This window comes from Lonepinella sp. BR2271, from assembly GCF_051851515.1.
Lineage (GTDB): Bacteria > Pseudomonadota > Gammaproteobacteria > Enterobacterales > Pasteurellaceae > Lonepinella.
This window is the reverse complement of sequence record NZ_JBPDVF010000016.1, coordinates 1-19,220: the sequence shown is the minus strand read 5'-3', so window position 1 is coordinate 19,220 and position 19,220 is coordinate 1. Positions and strand designations below refer to the sequence as shown.

Below are 19,220 nucleotides of genomic sequence, written 5' to 3'. Positions count from 1 at the left end.
CTTTCAATGCTATGCAACTCAATGCGTTAACTGCCCTTTCCCCGATTGATGGTCGCTATCAAGATAAAACCACTGCTTTGCGTGGTATTTTTAGCGAGTTTGGTCTATTAAAATTCCGTGTCACCGTTGAAGTACGTTGGTTACAAAAATTGGCATCTACTGCACAAATTAGTGAAGTTTCTTCTTTGTCAAAACAAGCAAACGATTACCTCGATCAACTTGTGGCAAATTTCAGTCTTGCCGATGCGGAACGCATTAAAGAAATTGAACGCACCACTAATCACGATGTGAAAGCGGTGGAATATTTCTTAAAAGAAAAATCCGCCGCCTTGCCTGAATTGGCGGCAATTAGCGAGTTTATCCATTTTGCTTGTACATCAGAAGATATTAACAATCTTTCCCATGCGTTGATGTTAAAAACGGCTCGTGAAGAAGTGATTTTACCGCAGTGGCAAAAATTAATTGATGAAATTACAAGGTTAGCGAACGAATACAAAGAAATTCCGCTACTTTCTCGTACCCACGGTCAGCCTGCATCCCCGTCCACCGTAGGCAAAGAAATGGCGAATGTGGTGTATCGCTTACGCCGTCAATTTAATCAATTAAAACAAGTGGATGTGTTAGGCAAAATTAATGGTGCGGTGGGCAACTATAACGCCCATTTATCTGCCTATCCTGACATTGACTGGCATCAATTAAGTCGAGAATTTGTCACTTCCCTCGGCATTCAATGGAATCCCTACACCACCCAAATTGAACCTCATGATTACATTGCGGAATTTTTCGATGCCGTGGTGCGTTTTAACACTATCATCATTGATTTTGACCGTGATTTATGGGGTTATATTGCATTAAATCATTTCAAACAACGCACTATCGCAGGGGAAATCGGCTCAAGCACCATGCCACACAAAGTTAATCCGATCGATTTTGAAAACTCTGAAGGCAATCTTGGGGTGGCAAATGCGGTGATGACCCATTTAGGGCAAAAATTGCCAATTTCTCGCTGGCAACGTGATTTAACCGACTCCACCGTATTGCGTAATCTCGGTGTCGGCTTGGGTTATTGCTTAATTGCCTATGCTGCAACGCTCAAGGGCATTAGCAAATTAGAAGTGAACGAACAACATTTACGTGATGAACTTAACCAAAACTGGGAAGTGTTAGCCGAACCCATTCAAACCGTGATGCGTCGCTATTGCATTGAAAAACCTTATGAAAAGCTAAAAGAATTAACCCGTGGCAAACGTGTTGATGAACAAGCGATGCGTGAATTTGTGGAAAAACTGGATATTCCAGAAGAAGAGAAAGTGCGTTTACAACAGCTTACGCCTGCGAATTATATTGGTGATGCAGTGAAGTTAGTGGAAAAACTTTAATCATTGATTTAATTGAAAAAAGTGCGGTGCTTTTCACCGCACTTTCATAGACTAGATGGATAACTTCGGCTTACTCACCATAATCTCAATCACCTGACGGTCAGTGTATTGCATACTGCGTGACGCAATGTTACACAGATTATCAATGGAACGGTCAATGGAATGTTCAACAATGCCTTCATTGCCTGTCACTTGGGTGTTATCCAACGCCATTAAGACAGATTTATAGCCTGAACTCACGCTAGTAGACACTTTCATGGCACAGCTATTCGCCGCACCGTCACAAATAATACCACTGATGTCACCAATCATACTGCTAATCGCCATACTAATGGTTTCAAATTTCCCCGTCAGCAACCAAGCCACCCCCGCACAACTGCCCATTGCAGCCGTGGTCGCCGCACATAGGGCGGACAGTTTTGGTAATTTACTGTGAATATAAATCGCCATTAAATGAGATAAAAATAACGCTCGAATCCGTTGTTCATGGCTGGCGTTCAAATGGCGAGCCACGACTACAACTGGCATTGTGGCGGCAATGCCTTGATTGCCTGAACCAGAATTACTCATGGCCGGTAGGTTTGCGCCACCCATACGGGCATCAGATGCGGCCGTGGTTTCAATAATAATTCGATTCATTAAATCATCACTTAATAAGCCTTTACCGATTTGATGTTGCAAAGTTCGCCCAATATGTAAGCCATATTCTTGGCGTAAGCCTTCTTGTGAAAGTGCCGAATTCAGTTTTTCCGCATCATCAATAAAGGCAATTTTTTCCAATGCCACATTCATGGAAAAATCAAAAATATCCTGTGCGGACAGGGCGGCAAAAATATCATTTAAGCTGTCGGTTTCTGCTGCACAAGGTTTAGAAAAAATCACCTTACCATTTTTAGCAATGTAAATAATGTTGGTATGATGTGCGGCAATGCGAACGCATACCTGATCTTCACCATAAAATAAACAGGCTTCGGAATATAAAATATGCTCAGTGTCAAAAATAGACACATCAACCCGATTTTCTGCCAGTAAATTTTTGGCTTGGGCGACCTGTTCGGGAGTAATACCTTTTAACACTTCTAAGCCCGCATTAGGATCACCACCAATCGCCCCAATTGCTGCCGCCATGGGTAAACCCAATGTGCCTGTCCCTGGTACGGTAACACCCATGCCATTTTTCATTAAATTGGCAGATACTTTGGCATCAATACGTTCAGGCAAATAGCCTAAATGATAGCGAGCCACCGCCGATGCCAAGGCTAAGGAAATCGGTTCAGTACAGCCGAGGGCAGGGACGACTTCATTTCTTACGGTGTCTAAGATCAAGTTTTCAGTCATCTTGTCATTAATTTTCATTGATATCCTTTAAAAATAATTCGCTGTCTATATAATTAAAATTCAGCAGTACGGCTGAACGTCATTTTTTCCTTTGTGATCGGGTGATGAATCGTCAAACTCTCCGCATGCAAACACAACCTTGGCGACATGGCTTTAGCTTGTGGGTGGGCATAAAATTTATCGCCTAAAATCGGGTGTCCTAGGGCTAACATGTGTAAACGTAATTGATGTGAACGCCCTGTAATCGGGGTGAGTTTGACTCTTGTGCTGTTATTCGGCAAACGTTCCAACACCTCAAATTCCGTCACGGCACGCTTTCCATACACAAAATCGATCCGTTGCCGTGGGCGGTTTTCCCAGTCGCAAATTAAGGGCAAATCCACCACGCCATTGTCGGCTTTCACATGTCCCCAAACTAAGGCTTGATAATGTTTTTCCGTTTCTCGTTCCCGAAATTGGCGTTTGAGTTCGCTATCGGCGAGCTTGCTCATGGCGAACAATAAAATGCCACTAGTTGCCATATCAAGGCGGTGTGCAGGTTCGCAAAAGCCGTATTTATCTTTAATGCGGCTCATGGCACTGTCACGATATTGCGGTTGGCTACCCGAGACGGAAAGCAAGCCGCTAGGTTTGTTGACGACCATAATATGATTGTCATGATAAACAATATCAAGCCAAGGTTCGGTGGGGGGGGTGTAGTCAATTAATGCCATAATGGGTTACTCAAAAAATCAGAATGGCGTATTTTAGCATAATTTAGGCTTGATTTTCTGTTTGTCTATACTATGATTGTTCTATTCATTGATCCGTCTTTTTATAAATATGGTTGAAATTCAAAATCTTAGTTTTTCCTTTGAACAGCAAGTGATTTTTCATGGCTTGGATTTTTCCTTGCCAGAGCAGCAATGGACAGCCTTGCTCGGGGCATCGGGTATCGGAAAATCTACATTATTGCGTTTAATTGCAGGCTTGGAGAAGCATTATCAAGGTCATATTTTGCTGAAACCCAAGGCAAAATTAGCGTGGTTAGCTCAACAAGATAGCCTGTTTCCTTGGCTTTCGGTGTTGGATAATGTGCAGTTGCAAGCCCATTTACAAAGTAAAACCAACGCACAAACGATTGCGAAAGCCGAGCAATTATTGCAAGCGGTGAATATGTTGGAACATAAAAACAAACCTTGTTATCAGCTTTCGGGCGGACAACGGCAACGGGTGGCATTGGCAAGAACCTTGATGTTGGAGGCGGATTTAATTTTAATGGATGAACCCTTTTCGGCGTTGGATGCAGTGACAAGATTACAACTACAACAGCTTTCACGAGAATTATTAAAAGACAAAACCGTGTTATTAATTACCCATGATCCACAAGAAGCCTTACGTTTGGCAGATCGGATTTTTGTATTGAAAAAGCAACCTGCTCAACTGTCTGATCCTATTATTCCCGACAGCCCTGCCCCGAGATTTTCTCAAAATCAAGCCTTGTGGCAGTTGGAGCAACGCCTCTTTAGCGAATTGCTTGGGGAGGTGGCATAATGCACAACGCAATGAAAACACTGATAAAATCCTTGGGACTGTGTTTAAGCCTTGCCCTGCTTTGGCAGTTAGTCGTTTATCTCTTTGATTTACCCCATTATTTATTACCCACACCGTTAGACGTTGGCAACAAAGCCATTGAGCGAGCGGATCTGCTTTGGGAACACGCTCAAATCACAGGCATTGAAATTTTATTAGGGTTGGCGTTGGGCTTAATTTTAGGGCTAATGTCTGCCTTATTGCTCGCATTATCTAAATGGCTCAGTCGCTTGTTATTGCCCTTATTATTAATTTCTCAAGCCATTCCCGTATTTGCCATTGCACCGCTGTTGGTGGTGTGGTTCGGTTATGGCATGGCATCTAAAATCGCCATGACGGTGCTGATTATTTATTTCCCCGTAACCGCCTCTTGCTATGACGGTTTACGCAACACCCCTAAATCTTGGTTAGAACTGGCTCAAACCATGCAAATTTCCCCACAAGCCATGTTGTTTAAAGTCCGCTTACCTGCGGCGTTACCTTCCTTGGCTTCGGGTTTACGCATTGCCGTCACCATTGCCCCTATTGGGGCAGTGATTGGCGAATGGGTCGGTTCTTCGCAAGGCTTGGGGTATTTAATGATGCACGCCAACGCGCGTATGCAAGTAGATTTAATGTTTGCAGCCTTGTTGGTGTTGTTAATCATCACGCTCTGCTTGTATTTTTTGGCAGATAAATTGTTAAACCGCTGGCTCCCTTGGGTCAGCCATTTACGTTAATCTGGAGAACTTTATGAAAAAAATTACCCAATTTTTCACCGCACTTTTGGCAAGTTTTGCGTTAGTTTGCCAAGCTCAAGCCAATGAGAAAATCAGCTTATTGCTCGATTGGTTTATCAATCCCGACCACGCCAATATTGTGGTAGCACAACAAAAAGGCTTTTTCGCTCAACAAGGCTTAGAGGTAGAAATCATTGAGCCAACCGATCCCTCAATGCCACCGAAACTTGTTGCTGCAGGCAAAGGCGATATTGCCGTCAACTATCAACCGCAACTGTTAATGCAAGTGGATGAGGGTTTACCGCTAGTGAGAGTAGGTACGATTGTTGGCACACCATTAAATTCCTTAACCGTATTAGAAAGTAGTAAGATCAACAAGTTAGAAGATCTAAAAGGCAAAAAAATCGGCTTTTCGGTGAGTGGATTTGAAGATTCCTTGTTAGAAAAAATGCTTTCCGATGTAGGCTTGCACAAGCAGGATGTGGAATTAATTAATGTCAACTGGGCATTATCGCAATCCTTGTTGAGCAAACAAGTGGATGCGGTGATTGGTACGTTGCGTAATTTTGAACCGCACGAATTGAACCTTGAGGGACATCAAGCCAAATTATTTTACCCTGAACAATACGGCGTGCCGAGCTATGAAGAACTGATTTTTGTGGTGCAAGCGGGTAAACAAAACGATGCTAAAATTGCCAAATTTTTAACCGCACTTGAACAAGCCACCGCTTATATTAAACAAAATCCAACGCAAGCATGGCAAGATTTCGTCAGCTATAAACCAAAAGAATTAGACAACGAACTTAACCGCCGTGCGTGGAAAGACACCATTCCGTTGTTAAGCGATAATGTCCGCAAACTGGACAAAGATCTTTATCAACAAGTGGCTCAATTTATGCTAGACAGCAAACTGATTAAAACCCTGCCAGCCTTAGACCGTTATGCGGTGGAAGTGGGGCAGTAATTTACGTTGTACAGCCCTCATCATGAATGATGAGGGTTCTTTTATTAGGATGAAGAATGAAGAAAACTCGCCAATTTTACACCGCACTTTTTAGCCTGACTTTCGCATTATCGGCACAGGCGAATGAAAAATTAACCATGTTAATTGACTGGTTTGTCAATCCCGTGCATGCCGATATTGTGATTGCCAAACAAAAAGGCTTTTTTGACCAACAAGGGTTGGATGTGGAGATTATTGAACCCACTGATCCGTCCATGCCACCGAAATTAGTAGCCGCAGGACAAGCGGATATTTCCATGGATTTTCAACCGCAGTTGGTGATGCACGTTGATCAAGGGTTGCCTTTGGTGCGTATTGGTACAATGGTGGCGACACCGTTTACCTCTTTAGTGGTGTTAAAAGAAAGCGGTATCAATAGTTTAGCGGATCTCAAAGGCAAAAAAATTGGCTATTCGGTCAGCGGCTTTGAAGATACGATTTTAAGCAGTATGCTAGAATCCGCTGGATTGTCGTTGAAAGATGTGCAATTAATCAATGTGAACTTTGCGTTATCGCAGTCGCTGTTAAGCAAACAAGTGGATGCGGTGATCGGGGCGTATCGCAATTTTGAATTACACGAACTGGCTTTAGAGGGACACCCAGCCCAAGCCTTTTTCCCTGAACAAAATGGCGTGCCGTCTTTTGAAGAACTCACCTTAGTGGTGAAAAAAGGGCGAGAAACCGATCCGAAAATCGCTAAATTTCTCACCGCACTTGAGCAAGCTACGGCATATATGAAACAAAATCCCGAACAGGCTTGGCAAGATTTTGTGAGCTTTAAGCCAAAAGAATTGGATAACGAACTAAACCGTTTAGCGTGGAATGATACTTATCCTGCTTTTGCGGACAATCCCCGTGAATTGAACAAAGATCGCTATAATCAGGTGGCGGAATTTATGTTAGAAAAAGGGTTGATTAAGAAAATGCCAACCTTGGAAAGTTATACGGTAGAAGTACCACATTGATTGTGCTTTATACTGGATTTATTTTCAATTTATATAGATAAAAAAACATAACAGCCACTTTTAAAAGTGGCTGTTTGTGTTATAATCCCTTTCGTGCTATCGGCGTGGGCTTTGTGCTATTACCGTAGCACATGCCTAGTCGCTTAGTCTTATAGCACTAAGGGGGTGATTTATGTGAAAATATCAGAAATTATTACTCTGATAATACTAGCAAGTTTGCTAGTTGGGGTAATCAGTTTAAAAACATTGGCTGTGTTAGATTTACTGATTACAGTTTTTAATAAATAGCCTATCGGCTAGGAAGTGGGTAAGTTAGCCGCTTACCCACGACCTTTTTGTATTATAAGGCTTTCCACTCAGATTTCAACCCTTAAAATTTACTGGCTCACCATCACCCTCAAACTATCCAATCGCCAGTGAGCTTGTTGTAAATGCTGTAATGATTGTTGGCGCATTGCCTCTAAGCTGTTAATTTCATCTTGCCGAATAGCCGGGTTGACGGCTTTTAATGCGGTTAGGCGTTCTAGTTCTTCGCTTAATTGTTTATCTGCCAACTGTTTGGCTTGCGTAATAATTTGTTTAGACTCAAGCATCATCAAGTTTTCTCCAGCCTTGAGCATTTGTTCTAAATTGGGGCGAACCATTTTCACCATTTTGTGTGCCATGGTTTTCTCCATCGGTTTAAGCTGTTTTTCAAGATGTTCGAATGCCACATTGGGAGCGAGATTATTGCCTTTGCTATCTAACAATAAGCGTACAGGTGTGGGTGGTAAAAAACGGTTTAGCTGCAAGCCTTTTGGAGCTTGGCTTTCCACTACGTAAATACATTCTAATAATAATGTCCCCGTTGGCAATTTTTTATTGCTTAACAAGCAAGTTGCCGTTTTGCCGATGTCGTTAGACAAGACTAAGTCAATGCCGTTGTGTAATATGGAGTGATCCCAACTGAGAAATTCCACATCTTCACGTGCTAAGGCAACATCTCGGCTAAATGTTACCGTGATACCGTCTTCTTTTAAGCCAGGGAAATCAGGCACTAACATTGTGCCAATGGGCGTAATGACAATGGATTGTTCGCCTAAGTCTTCTTGTTCTACACCGATAATGTCGAATAAATTTAAGGTGAAATTGACTAATTCAGGGCTGTTGTCTTGCTCGGCAATTTGATTTGCTAACTGTTGAGCCTGAATACCACCGTTGGAATTTAATTCCAGTAAGCGATCTCGTCCATTTTCGAGTTCGTCTTTTAGCTTGGCACGTTGTTTCGCTGTTTCTTTTATGAAATCGGCAAAACCATCAAGTGCGGTGGGATGTTGCAAAAAATGTTGTAATTTTTCACCGCACTTTTCAAATAACATTGCCCCCATTGGGCAGGTTTGTTCAAAGGCATTTAAACCTTGATGATACCAATCGGCTAACAAGGCTTGTGGCGTTTGAGCAAAACAAGGGACATGAATTTGAATTGCTTTAGTTTGCCCGATTCGGTCTAAACGCCCGATACATTGTTCTAATAAATCAGGATTACTTGGCAAGTTAAACAGCACTAAATGTTGCGCAAATTGGAAATTTCGCCCTTCTGAACCGATGCTTGAACTGAGTAATACTTGAGCACCTTGTTCTTGATCCGCAAAGTAAGCAGCGGCTCGATCTCGTTCAATAATCGACATATTTTGATGAAATACCGCACTACGAATCCCTTCTTTTTCTCGCAAGGCTTGCTCTAACTGAATCGCAGTTTGAGCCAGTTGGCAAATCACTAACACTTTCTCCGTGCGGTGATTTTTTAAGAACGTGACCAACCAATCAAAACGGGGATCAAATTCGCACCATTTGGCATTGTCATTCATTTTCTGAAACAGCTGTTCTGGATAAAATAAACCTTGCTCAACATTTTCACCGAGAGAACGCATCACTTTCATGGTATTTTCATATTGCTTAGGTAATTCAAGGGTGATCTGATGATAAATCCGTTGCGGAAAGCCTTTTACGCCTGATCTGGTATTACGAAATAACAATCGACTGGTACCATGACGGTCAATCAGATGACGAATGAGTTCTTGTCGAACACTGGCTTTTTCTGGTTTGTTATGGCTCTCTAATACCTTAAATTGTGGCTCAATATCTTGTTCGGATAACAGATCAGAAATGGCATTTTTTTGCACCGCACTTAGAGCTTTTGAGGTCAGTAAAGTTTGTACTGCCTTGGCAACAGGTTGATAATTCTGCTGTTCTTGTAAGAACGCATGGTAATCATAAAAACGGTCATTATCTAATAAACGTAAGCGGGCGAAATGCCCTTGTTGTCCGAGTTGTTCAGGCGTGGCAGTGAGGAGTAATACAGACGGAATTTGTTGAGCTAAGGTTTCTACTAACTGATATGCTGTACTTGGATTTTCAGGTGACCATTGTAAATGATGTGCTTCATCTACAATCAACATATCAAATTGGCTTGCGATTAACTGTTGCATTCGTTTTGGATTTGCCACTAACCAATCAATGGAACAAATAATGCGGTTTTCCGCATCAAAAGGATTTCGCTCTTGTTCATCTTCGGTTGCGGAAAAATCGCCAGCACGTTCTTCATCAAATAGCGAAAAATGCAAGTTAAAACGGCGTAGCATTTCCACTAGCCATTGATGTTGCAAAGTTTCTGGCAGTAGGATTAATACTCGATCGGCACGTTCGGCAAAAATTTGTTGTTGTAAAATCATGCCAGCTTCAATGGTTTTACCTAACCCAACTTCATCCGCTAACAATACTCGTGGTGCAATACGTTGACCTACTTCTTTGGCAATATGTAGTTGGTGGGGAATTAAGCCTGCTCGAATACCACATAGCCCACGTAAAGGAGATTGAAATTGTGCCTGTTGATGTTGTAAAGCACGATAACGCAAGGCAAAGCGATCCGAGCGATCGATTTGTCCTGCGAATAATTTATCTTGTGGTTGACTAAAACTGATATGACTGGCGAGTTCCATTTCTTTGATCACCATTTCTTCGCCATTATCTAAACGTTGGACTAAATACAGGGCAATGTCATTATTCATCATCGTATCCACGATTTTTGCCTGCCAGCCTTGTTGATGTGTGATGTGATCGTGCTTTTTGAAGATCACACGGGTTAAAGGGGCAGTGGCAATGGCATAAATTCGGGTTTCTTGTGCGGCTGGGAAAGAAATCGTGATACTGCGGTGATTAAGTTCGGTGATGATACCTAAACCGAGATCGTTCTCACTTTCGCTGATCCAACGTTGACCGATAGCAAATGACATAATAGGGGGACACTCTTGTTATGGTAAATTAAGGGAACGTATTTTATCAAATATTTGCCAAAGGTAACAAGCTATCCTATGTATAAAATATTTTCCTTAAAATGTATTTATATGGTTAATTTTTACTATTTTGTAATTTATCCTTGACTTCATTAAAGTGCGGTGCAAAAATTCATCTGTTTGTTATTAATATTGAGGAGCCTGTTATGAACTATGTTAATGCCATTAAAAAAGAATTCTTTGGTGGTTGGAATACGATTGAAGCTCTATGGATTGTGGTTTTTGTTGGGGCTCAAATTTGGGCGTATGTACAAGCACCAGAGTCACCATTGGGAATGATCTCAGGAATTGCGGGATTGTTATGTGTTATTTTCGTCAGTAAAGGAAAAATCAGTAACTACTTCTTCGGGCTTATTTTTGCTTATACTTATTTTTATGTAGCTTGGGGCAATAATTTTATCGGTGAAATGAATACCACGCTATATGTGTATATCCCAGCCCAATTTATTGGTTATTTTATGTGGAAAGCCAACATGCAAAATGACCAACAGGGAAATGAGGAAGTGATTGCGAAAGCCTTAACCCCAATAGGTTGGCTGATTTTATTAGCCAGTATTGCGGTGGGATCCTATTTCTTTATTCAAGCAGTGAATGCGGCAGGGGGCAGTTCGGCATCGCTTGACGGCACCACCACAGTGATTACCTTTGCCGCACAATTATTGATGATTTTGCGTTATCGTGAACAATGGGCGTTATGGATTGTGTTAAACATTCTCTCTATTGTTTTATGGGCAGAAACCCCAGCGATGTATATTATGTATAGCGGTTATTTATTGAACTCCATTTATGGGTATTACAACTGGACGAAATTAGTTAAGAAAGAAGCCTAATTTGCTATTCTCGAAAACAATAGAAAAAAGCACCGCACTTTTATGGTTAATCATATCATCAAGTACGGTGCTTTTATTATAGGGTTAGGCGGATTTTAATTATGCCCAATATTTTTCAATTTCAGCACGAATTGCTTCGGCTGTTTGTTTGCCTTTTTCACCCACTAATGCTCGACCAGCAATAAAGGCTTTGGCGTTTTTGATTTCTTTGAATAGGTGAATTTCTTCAGGTACGATACCGCCAGTAATAGAAAGTTCAAGACCTAAGGCAGAAAGTTGTTTCATTAATTCGACATCTTCTGGTGTCCAGCCTTTGCCTGCTAATTCTGCATCACGGGAACGGTGGTAAATGGCTTGTTTCACGCCTAATTCAACCCATTCTTTAGCATCTTTTTCTACTGTCCAGTTACCATAGATTTCAATTTGGATTTCTTTTTTCACTTTTAATTCAGGGTGAGCGGCATTGAAATCGTCAGCGACTTTTTTACAAGCGGCTTTGGTGGCTGGGTGAGCAGCAGCGGACACGGTTAACCAGTCAGCACCCGCTTCAAATGCCATTTTAGCTAAGATCGCACCACCGTCAGTGGTTTTTAAATCACACACGATAATGTGGTTTGGGTGTAAAGCACGTAAGGTACTCACGGCTTTCATACCTTCAGCACAAGCAAGGATGGTACCGCATTCGATGATTTCAACCACGCTTTCTGCTTGTTTTGCATCGGCAACGGCTTTTTCTAAGCTCAATGAGTCAAGGGCGATTTGTAATAATGGTTTAGACATAATTTTTTCCTTTTAAAATTTGAGTAACTTGTTATATTCCCTCTCCCTCTGGGAGAGGGCTAGGGTGAGGGTTGACAGTTTATGCAAAATAATTCACCCTCACCTTCCGAAAATCCTACGGATTTTCTCCCTCCTCTCCCAAAGGGAGAGGAAAGTATGATTAATTCAATGCTGCATCAATCACCGCAATCACTTCATCTGCGGTTTTGCAACGAAGTAATTTTTGTAAATCTACGCCAGTTTCGCTATTAAGATCTTCATCTTCTAATACTTCGGTGATTTCCATAATCCCTTGCATATGTTGATCCGAGTCGCTACCAGCAAGAGTAATCAGAACGCTAACCGGTTCATCTTCTCCGTCAAATACCACGGGTGTGGTTAAGGTGACTAAAGCAAAAGCTGTTTTAATGACGCCTTCTTCTGGGCGAGCATGTGGCATGGCAAGACCTGGGGAAAGGATGATGTAAGGTCCCATTTCTTTCACTTTGGCGATGATATTGTCGTAGTAACGAGGTTCAATCGCACCTGAAGCCACTAATAAATCCGTACCAATTTTAACGGCATCTTGCCAATTATTGGCAGTTTGGTTTAATTTAATTGAGTTATTCGCAATGAGAGATTCTTTTAACATGGCATTTCCTTTTTTGAATCGTAAAAAATGGAGAACCCCCGACCTATTGGTCAGGGGGATAATACTTATTTACCGACGTGTTTGTTGATTAATTCAATTAATTCTTCACCGAAGGTATTTGGGTTTAACATGTTTTGTACGCCAAGTACAGACACATTGTCACCGCCATTAATTTCACCAGCAAGGTGTTTAGATGAAACGATAATGTCGATACCTGAAAGTTTTCCTTTGTAATCTGTCACCGCACAAGAGTCCATGACATTTGGAATACCACGTTTGTCTAGGTATTGTTTAATTTTCATTTTCATCATCATGGATGAACCTTGACCTGAACCACAAACCGCTAAGATGCGAATGGCTTTGGTGTCGGCGTTAGCTTGTGTAGCGGTTGTTGCGGTGGCAACTGGTGCAACCTCAGGTTCATCTTCTACACCGTAACCGTCCATTTGTTCAAGGGTTTTACCTGCGGCTGCCGCTGCAGCTTCATCAGCACGTAATTTACGTGAAGCAAAGAACATATACACTAAGCAAAGCGCTAAGATAACGAAGAAGAAGAATGGAATGCTGACGATACCTTGTAATACTGGTGGCCAGAATAATGCCCAGTCTGCCATACCCATCCAGCCGTTGAATTCGGTACCTTGTGATTTTAATAATTGAATTACCCAAGCAGAGCCTAGCACTTCAATCATACCCATCACTAAACAGATTTTGATAACTGCTTTCCAACCACCAAATTTGTTAGCAAATACACCGACGGTGGCGTTAGAGAAGAACATTGGGATAAAGCCTGGGATAATTAATACTTCAACACCGAAGTTATCACCGAAAGCAAGGAGTAAGCCGACCGCAATAAATTGACCGATAGCACCCCACATGAAACCGAATACCATGGCATTTGGTGAGTAAGCATAAATTGCTGCACAGTCAATGGCTAGCACAGAATTTGGAATCACACGTTCGGAGATACCTTTAAACGCTTCAGATAATTCCGCTACGAACATACGCACACCAACCACGATAATTTGAATGGCTACCGCAAATTTCATACCAGTTTCAACGATGTACATGAACCAGTGGGTTTTACCTGCCATGGTTTGAAGATTATCTAAACCGAAAGAAAGTAAGATAATACCAAAGAACACGGTCATCACTAACGCTGTGGCAGAAATACTATCATGGAAAATATGTAACCATTTTGGTAATTTCATATTATCTACGGTATCTTTTGGATCACCTAATTTCGGTGCGAGTTTAACCGCTACCCAAGAGGCAATTTGTTGTTGGTGACCAATGGAGAAACCGGCACCGCCAGTAACGGCTTGGGTTGGTTTATACATGATGTTAGAGGAAATACCCCAATAGAGAGCCATTAACACCGCAGTATAAATCACGGTTTCCCACATAGAGGCACCGATAATCATGTAGAACACCGCAACTAAGCCAGCTTGTTGGAACATGATATGACCAGTTAACATGATCGTACGAATACCGGTGACACGTCTTAACACCACTAATAAGATATTCAATGCTAATGCAAGTAACACAGCATAACCGACCCAACCATAGTTTTCACCCATGGTTTGAATGGTAGATTGCATACTGGTGTAAGGGTCAATCACCGCACCGGTTAAATGGTGGAATTCAGATAGTTTTTCAATGATCGGTTTGAAACTAGAGGTTAAGAAACCCGATCCTTGTTGTACCATTAAGAAACCGACGATGGTTTTAATGGTGCCTTTAATCACCGTTGTTGTATCTTTTTTCAATAAGATATAACCCAAACAAGCCACGATCCCGAGGAGGAAAGGGGCTTTAGATAACACTTGCGTGTTAAAACCTAAAAATAGGTCGTAGAGAGCGTCCATATATAATTCTCCGAAGTAGAATAAAATTATTGTTGCGTTTATGCCATTAAGCTGACGAGTACCACTATTCGTACAATAAATCGTTAAAACAGTGTGAACGGCTGAATCATAATCCTAAAATGCAAGTTATAAAAGATTCTTTTTGATTATTTGTGAGCGAGATCACAAAATTTTTGAAAAAAAGCGTGCGTTTGCCGATTTATTGAACAATTTTACTAAAAACCGCAAAATGTCCTTTTTTTGTTTGTTTTTTGTTAATTTTTTGTGCGTTTTACCCAAGTTCGGTGGGATTTTTAGCAAAAATTACAGAAAAAAGGTGAGCTAGATCACAAAAATGACAAAAACTATTTTACAAATTGCTGTGATTGTTTATGATTACTTCTGATTATTTCATCACTCTTTAAAGGAGCTTATTGTGAGCAAAATACAAGAAATTACACGTGATAGTTGGATTCTTTCTACCTTCCCTGAATGGGGTACTTGGTTAAACGAAGAAATTGAAGAAGAAGTTGTACCAGAAGGCAACTTTGCTATGTGGTGGTTAGGTTGTGTGGGTGTCTGGATTAAAACCCCAGCCGGTGCCAATATCTGTATGGATTTATGGTGTAGCCGTGGTAAAAGCACCAAGAAAGTCAAAGATATGGTACGTGGTCACCAAATGGCAAACATGGCCGGTGTACGTAAATTACAACCTAACTTGCGTGCTCAACCCATGGTGTTAGATCCATTTGCGATCAACGAAGTTGACTTCATCTTAGCCTCTCACTACCACAGTGACCATATTGATGTAAACGTCGCTGCAGCAATCATCAACAATCCAAAATTAAACCATGTTAAATTCGTTGGTCCTTGGCATTGTACTGAAATTTGGAAAAAATGGGGCGTACCAGAAGATCGTTTAATCACCGTTAAACCAGGCGATGTAGTGAAATTGAAAGACGTTGAAATTCACGCTTTAGATTCATTCGACCGTACTTGTTTAGTTACCTTACCTGTTGAAGGTGCAGAAAATCAAGACGGCGAATTAGCCGGCCTTTGCCCATCTGATGAAGAAATGGGTCGCAAAGCGGTGAACTATGTGTTCAAAACACCAGGTGGTAATATTTACCACGGTGCGGATTCCCACTACTCCATTCAATTTGCCAAACATGGTAAACAATTCGACATTGATGTGGCATTAAATAACTACGGTGAAAACCCAGTTGGTATTGCGGATAAAATGACGTCAATCGACTTACTTCGCATGGCAGAATGTTTACGCACTAACGTGATTATTCCAGTGCATCACGATATTTGGACCAACTTTATGGCCAGCACGCAAGAAATCATTGATTTATGGCGTATGCGTAAAGATCGTTTACAATATAAATTCCACCCATTCATCTGGGAAGTGGGCGGTAAATATGTGTATCCACGTGATAAAGACTTAATTGAATATCACCACCCACGTGGTTTTGATGATTGCTTCGAGCAAGAACCAAATATTCAATTTAAATCTATGCTTTAATAGATAAATAACACTTTCTGATCGCCGGTTTAATGTTAAAAAGTGCGGTCAGAAAGTGGCTTTATTTTTTATTAAGGTGCATTTTCAGGAAGAACAATGAACGAAAATTATAGACATAAACAACTGTTGGCATTATTGCACAAGCAAAAAATGCTTTCTACGCAGGACATTATAGAACAACTAAACGTCTCTCCTGCCACTGTTCGCCGTGACATCAATAAATTAAATGAATTAGGATTATTGAAAAAAGTTCGTAATGGTGCGGAATATGTCAATAATTCAACCATCAATACCGAAATCAGAACGCTGGCTTATAGCGAAGAAAAAAAACGTATAGCCAAAGCCGCCGCCGATATATGTAAAGATGATCAAAGTGTATTAATTACTTGTGGTTCCACCATGATGTTGCTAGGGCAAGAATTGTGTGGACGCAAAATCCAAATTTTAACTAACTATGTGTCATTAGCCAATTATTTAATTGAGCAAAAACATAGTGATTTCGGCATTATGGGGGGACAATATAATGCTGAAAAAGATATAACCATTTCATTTAGTTCAGATTACAACCATTATTATTCTGCCAATATTATGTTTACCAGTGGCCGTGGTTTTACTGAAGAAGGACTATTTAAAACCGATATGATTATTGCCAATTCAGAAAAACAAATGGCAGCCAAATCAGATCGTTATATTGTGTTATTAGATAGTTCCAAATTAGGTAACAAAGTGGGAATGCTGTTTACTCGAATTGATGAAATTGATACCTTAATTACTGGACGAGAAGCCGATCCAACCATTATTCAGAAATTAAGAGAAAAAGGGCTAAAAATTATTCTGGCTTAACCGCCTTAGGCATGCTTATAGAAGGAAAATGTTATGCGAAAACATAAACTCGGTATTTACGAAAAAGCCTTACCGAAAAACATCAGCTGGCAAGACAGACTTTCCATTGCCAAAGCCACTGGCTTTGATTTTGTGGAAATTTCCATTGATGAAACCGATGAACGTTTGGCTCGTCTTGATTGGAGCAAAAAAGAACGTATTCAACTGGTGAAAGCGATTATTAACACCGGTGTCACTATTCCATCCATGTGTCTTTCTGGTCATCGCCGTTTTCCATTCGGTAGCAAAGATCCTGCGACTCGTCAAAAAGCCTATGAAATTATGGAAAAAGCGATTCAATTAGCGGTGGATATTGGCGTGCGAACCATTCAGTTAGCTGGTTATGACGTTTATTATGAAGAACAAGACGAAGAAACCTTACGCTTATTTGAAGAAGGCTTAAAATGGGCGGTTGAATTGGCGGCAAGCAATGAAGTCACTATTGCGGTGGAAATTATGGATACGCAATTCATGAGTTCAATTTCTCGTTGGAAAAAATGGGACGACATTATTAAAAATCCATGGTTCACCGTGTACCCTGACTTGGGCAACTTAACCGCTTGGAATGACAATGTGGAAGAAGAACTGCGGTTGGGTATTGATAAGATTTCTAAAATCCATTTAAAAGATACTTACAAAGTGACTGAAACCTGCAAAGGCCAATTCCGTGATGTGCCATTTGGTGACGGCTGTGTGGATTTCGTCAACTGTTTTAGAATTTTAAACGAATTAAATTATCGTGGTGCATTCTTAATTGAAATGTGGACTGAAAAATCAGATGAGCCGATAGCAGAGATTATTAATGCTCGCCGTTGGATCGAACAAAAAATGAAAGAAGGGGGCTTTACACTATGACCAAATTAACATCCTTAACACCAGAATTACAAGCACTGAGAGAACGTGTGCTGAAAGCGAATTTAGAATTACCAAAATACGGTTTAGTCACATTCACTTGGGGCAACGTCAGTGAAATCGACCGTGCCACAGGTCTTGTGGCAATCAAACCATCAGGCGTGGAATACGACAGCATGACGGTTGAAGATATTGTTATCGTGGATTTACAAGGTAATCGTGTCTATGGTGATAAAAAACCATCTTCCGACACTGACACTCACTTAGAACTTTATCGTGAATTTAAAGATATTGGTGGTGTTGTACATACTCACTCACGCCACGCCGTAGGTTGGGCACAAGCCGGTGAAGATATTCTTGCTTTAGGCACCACACAAGGCGACTATTTCTACGGTTCCGTGCCTTGCACACGTCGCATGACCCCATCAGAAATTGCCGGTTCATACGAATTAGAAACCGGCAAAGTGATTGTGGAAACATTCCGCAAACGTGGTATTGAGCCAAAAGCGGTACCAGGTGTGTTAGTGCATTCTCATGGCCCTTTCACATGGGGTAAAGACGGACATGATGCGGTACATAATTCTGTGGTATTAGAAGAAGTGGCTTATATGAACTTCATTAGTCACCAAATCCGCCCACAAATTAATTCTATGCAACAAGAATTGTTGGATAAACATTATTTGCGTAAACATGGGGCTAATGCGTATTATGGGCAGTAATTTCTCAGCTTAAGCAAAAAGTGCGGTGAAATTCACCGCACTTCCAACATTTTGGCATAGTAGAAAAATAGTTGGTAAAAGTAGGTTAAAGCCTTATACTCCCCAAATATAGCCACTTAAAACCTTTCACTACTCTCCCCTTTATCAGAAAAATACCAACAGAAACATCTCATCAGGATTTCAACAATACCAAAAAACCAATTAAATTCTTATTTTGCAGATTACAAAAAACGTAAGAAACGTTAAAAGTGGTACAAAATACGCCCATTTAAATGCAGATCACCTGCTGAAATTTACCGAAAAGGTCACAATTTTGACACAGTGAGAGTAAAAGGAGGAAATTTAAAAATAAAAATTAACTTATAACTATTTGAAATAAAATAGGAAATAATGGCAGGGGCGGAGAGGCTCGAACTCCCAGCATTCGGTTTTGGAGACCGACGCTCTACCAATTGAACTACGCCCCTGTAAAGAGAAAGCTGATTAAATCAGCGAAATAAGTTGGCGGAATGGACGGGACTCGAACCCGCGACCCCCTGCGTGACAGGCAGGTATTCTAACCAGCTGAACTACCACTCCGCAAATAAGGTAATTGGCAGTGACCTACTCTCACATTGGGAAACCCAACACTACCATCGGCGTTACAGCATTTCACTTCTGAGTTCGGCATGGGATCAGGTGGAACTACTGCACTATGGCTGCCAAAAAATTTTTATTTGGTTAATTCACTCAATAAAAATGAATTAAACAAATAAAGCCCTGATGGTGACCTACTCTCACATTGGGAAACCCAACACTACCATCGGCATTACAGCATTTCACTTCTGAGTTCGGCATGGAATC

The 19,220-nt window shown here is 41.1% G+C and carries 16 protein-coding genes, 2 tRNA genes and 2 rRNA genes; 10 read left to right on the top strand and 10 right to left on the bottom strand.

From position 1 onward, the window contains the following. Nucleotides 1–11 precede the first annotated feature (11 nt). A complete protein-coding gene (gene purB / locus ACTG7X_RS10770; RefSeq protein ID WP_439258469.1) occupies nt 12–1,379 on the top strand; it encodes an adenylosuccinate lyase in 1,368 nt (455 codons plus the stop codon). 51 nt (nt 1,380–1,430) lie between these two features. Here purB and ACTG7X_RS10765 read toward each other — a convergent pair whose 3' ends face one another. Both ACTG7X_RS10765 and rluA read right to left on the bottom strand, forming a co-directional pair. Then, nucleotides 1,431–2,735 (bottom strand): L-cysteine desulfidase family protein, encoded by a 1,305-nt coding sequence (locus ACTG7X_RS10765; RefSeq protein ID WP_439258448.1) that lies wholly within the window; start codon nt 2,733–2,735, stop codon nt 1,431–1,433. Nucleotides 2,736–2,770: 35 nt separating this feature from the next. Beyond that, entirely contained in the window at nt 2,771–3,430 is a 660-nt protein-coding gene (gene rluA, locus ACTG7X_RS10760; RefSeq protein ID WP_439258447.1) for a bifunctional tRNA pseudouridine(32) synthase/23S rRNA pseudouridine(746) synthase RluA, read from the bottom strand. A 109-nt stretch (nt 3,431–3,539) separates the two neighbouring features. On the opposite strand from rluA, the gene ACTG7X_RS10755 reads away from it, so the two are divergent. Genes ACTG7X_RS10755 through ACTG7X_RS10740 form a run of 4 tightly spaced genes read left to right on the top strand, consistent with a single transcriptional unit; the run spans nt 3,540 to nt 6,976 of the window. Next, entirely contained in the window at nt 3,540–4,250 is a 711-nt protein-coding gene (locus tag ACTG7X_RS10755) for an ABC transporter ATP-binding protein (protein WP_439258446.1), read from the top strand. 11 nt (nt 4,251–4,261) lie between these two features. After that, nucleotides 4,262–5,008: an ABC transporter permease gene (locus ACTG7X_RS10750; RefSeq protein WP_439258445.1), complete on the top strand. Its 747-nt coding sequence runs from the start codon at nt 4,262–4,264 to the stop codon at nt 5,006–5,008. Nucleotides 5,009–5,021: 13 nt separating this feature from the next. Then, nucleotides 5,022–5,972, top strand: coding sequence for an ABC transporter substrate-binding protein (locus tag ACTG7X_RS10745; protein WP_439258444.1), 951 nt, complete (start codon nt 5,022–5,024; stop codon nt 5,970–5,972). Between the two features lie 56 nt (nt 5,973–6,028). After that, a complete protein-coding gene (locus ACTG7X_RS10740) occupies nt 6,029–6,976 on the top strand; it encodes an ABC transporter substrate-binding protein (RefSeq protein WP_439258443.1) in 948 nt (315 codons plus the stop codon). Between the two features lie 377 nt (nt 6,977–7,353). Here the strand turns inward: ACTG7X_RS10740 and rapA are convergent, their stop codons facing one another. Continuing rightward, nucleotides 7,354–10,248 (bottom strand): RNA polymerase-associated protein RapA, encoded by a 2,895-nt coding sequence (rapA, locus tag ACTG7X_RS10735; protein ID WP_439258442.1) that lies wholly within the window; start codon nt 10,246–10,248, stop codon nt 7,354–7,356. Between the two features lie 206 nt (nt 10,249–10,454). Here rapA and pnuC point away from each other — a divergent pair, with 206 nt between their 5' ends. Further along, nucleotides 10,455–11,138, top strand: a complete 684-nt coding sequence (gene pnuC, locus ACTG7X_RS10730) for a nicotinamide riboside transporter PnuC (RefSeq protein ID WP_439258441.1) — start codon at nt 10,455–10,457, stop codon at nt 11,136–11,138. Nucleotides 11,139–11,237: 99 nt separating this feature from the next. Here pnuC and ACTG7X_RS10725 read toward each other — a convergent pair whose 3' ends face one another. From ACTG7X_RS10725 to ACTG7X_RS10715, 3 genes are all read right to left on the bottom strand, one after another. Beyond that, nucleotides 11,238–11,918: a 3-keto-L-gulonate-6-phosphate decarboxylase UlaD gene (locus ACTG7X_RS10725; protein ID WP_386689099.1), complete on the bottom strand. Its 681-nt coding sequence runs from the start codon at nt 11,916–11,918 to the stop codon at nt 11,238–11,240. 160 nt (nt 11,919–12,078) lie between these two features. Then, nucleotides 12,079–12,549: a PTS sugar transporter subunit IIA gene (locus ACTG7X_RS10720; protein WP_439258440.1), complete on the bottom strand. Its 471-nt coding sequence runs from the start codon at nt 12,547–12,549 to the stop codon at nt 12,079–12,081. A gap of 65 nt (nt 12,550–12,614) precedes the next feature. After that, nucleotides 12,615–14,417: a PTS ascorbate-specific subunit IIBC gene (locus tag ACTG7X_RS10715; RefSeq protein WP_439258439.1), complete on the bottom strand. Its 1,803-nt coding sequence runs from the start codon at nt 14,415–14,417 to the stop codon at nt 12,615–12,617. 415 nt (nt 14,418–14,832) lie between these two features. On the opposite strand from ACTG7X_RS10715, the gene ulaG reads away from it, so the two are divergent. The 4 genes from ulaG (at nt 14,833) to ACTG7X_RS10695 (ending at nt 18,377) form a co-directional block, all read left to right on the top strand. Beyond that, nucleotides 14,833–15,924 (top strand): L-ascorbate 6-phosphate lactonase, encoded by a 1,092-nt coding sequence (gene ulaG, locus ACTG7X_RS10710; RefSeq protein WP_439258438.1) that lies wholly within the window; start codon nt 14,833–14,835, stop codon nt 15,922–15,924. 96 nt (nt 15,925–16,020) lie between these two features. Continuing rightward, nucleotides 16,021–16,767, top strand: coding sequence for an HTH-type transcriptional regulator UlaR (gene ulaR, locus ACTG7X_RS10705; protein WP_439258437.1), 747 nt, complete (start codon nt 16,021–16,023; stop codon nt 16,765–16,767). 33 nt (nt 16,768–16,800) lie between these two features. Continuing rightward, complete coding sequence (locus ACTG7X_RS10700; RefSeq protein WP_439258436.1) at nt 16,801–17,661, top strand: L-ribulose-5-phosphate 3-epimerase; 861 nt, start codon at nt 16,801–16,803, stop codon at nt 17,659–17,661. Next, nucleotides 17,658–18,377: an L-ribulose-5-phosphate 4-epimerase gene (locus ACTG7X_RS10695; RefSeq protein WP_439258435.1), complete on the top strand. Its 720-nt coding sequence runs from the start codon at nt 17,658–17,660 to the stop codon at nt 18,375–18,377. Before ACTG7X_RS10700 ends, ACTG7X_RS10695 begins: the two co-directional genes overlap by 4 nt. Nucleotides 18,378–18,768: 391 nt before the next feature. Here the strand turns inward: ACTG7X_RS10695 and ACTG7X_RS10690 are convergent. The 4 genes from ACTG7X_RS10690 to rrf (ACTG7X_RS10675) form a co-directional block, all read right to left on the bottom strand. Next, a tRNA-Trp gene (locus ACTG7X_RS10690) sits at nt 18,769–18,844 on the bottom strand. Between the two features lie 35 nt (nt 18,845–18,879). Further along, a tRNA-Asp gene (locus ACTG7X_RS10685) sits at nt 18,880–18,956 on the bottom strand. 11 nt (nt 18,957–18,967) lie between these two features. Beyond that, nucleotides 18,968–19,083: ribosomal RNA gene (gene rrf, locus ACTG7X_RS10680) — 5S ribosomal RNA — on the bottom strand. Nucleotides 19,084–19,134: 51 nt separating this feature from the next. After that, nucleotides 19,135–19,220: ribosomal RNA gene (rrf, locus tag ACTG7X_RS10675) — 5S ribosomal RNA — on the bottom strand; the annotation flags it as partial.

Bases quoted from the DNA above. Each gene is read 5' to 3' on its own strand.
- purB (WP_439258469.1), top strand. From the start codon at position 12: ATGCAACTCAATGCGTTAACTGCCCTTTCCCCGATTGATGGTCGCTAT.
- ACTG7X_RS10765 (WP_439258448.1), bottom strand. From the start codon at position 2,735: ATGAAAATTAATGACAAGATGACTGAAAACTTGATCTTAGACACCGTA.
- rluA (WP_439258447.1), bottom strand. From the start codon at position 3,430: ATGGCATTAATTGACTACACCCCCCCCACCGAACCTTGGCTTGATATT.
- ACTG7X_RS10755 (WP_439258446.1), top strand. From the start codon at position 3,540: ATGGTTGAAATTCAAAATCTTAGTTTTTCCTTTGAACAGCAAGTGATT.
- ACTG7X_RS10750 (WP_439258445.1), top strand. From the start codon at position 4,262: ATGAAAACACTGATAAAATCCTTGGGACTGTGTTTAAGCCTTGCCCTG.
- ACTG7X_RS10745 (WP_439258444.1), top strand. From the start codon at position 5,022: ATGAAAAAAATTACCCAATTTTTCACCGCACTTTTGGCAAGTTTTGCG.
- ACTG7X_RS10740 (WP_439258443.1), top strand. From the start codon at position 6,029: ATGAAGAAAACTCGCCAATTTTACACCGCACTTTTTAGCCTGACTTTC.
- rapA (WP_439258442.1), bottom strand. From the start codon at position 10,248: ATGTCATTTGCTATCGGTCAACGTTGGATCAGCGAAAGTGAGAACGAT.
- pnuC (WP_439258441.1), top strand. From the start codon at position 10,455: ATGAACTATGTTAATGCCATTAAAAAAGAATTCTTTGGTGGTTGGAAT.
- ACTG7X_RS10725 (WP_386689099.1), bottom strand. From the start codon at position 11,918: ATGTCTAAACCATTATTACAAATCGCCCTTGACTCATTGAGCTTAGAA.
- ACTG7X_RS10720 (WP_439258440.1), bottom strand. From the start codon at position 12,549: ATGTTAAAAGAATCTCTCATTGCGAATAACTCAATTAAATTAAACCAA.
- ACTG7X_RS10715 (WP_439258439.1), bottom strand. From the start codon at position 14,417: ATGGACGCTCTCTACGACCTATTTTTAGGTTTTAACACGCAAGTGTTA.
- ulaR (WP_439258437.1), top strand. From the start codon at position 16,021: ATGAACGAAAATTATAGACATAAACAACTGTTGGCATTATTGCACAAG.
- ACTG7X_RS10700 (WP_439258436.1), top strand. From the start codon at position 16,801: ATGCGAAAACATAAACTCGGTATTTACGAAAAAGCCTTACCGAAAAAC.
- ACTG7X_RS10695 (WP_439258435.1), top strand. From the start codon at position 17,658: ATGACCAAATTAACATCCTTAACACCAGAATTACAAGCACTGAGAGAA.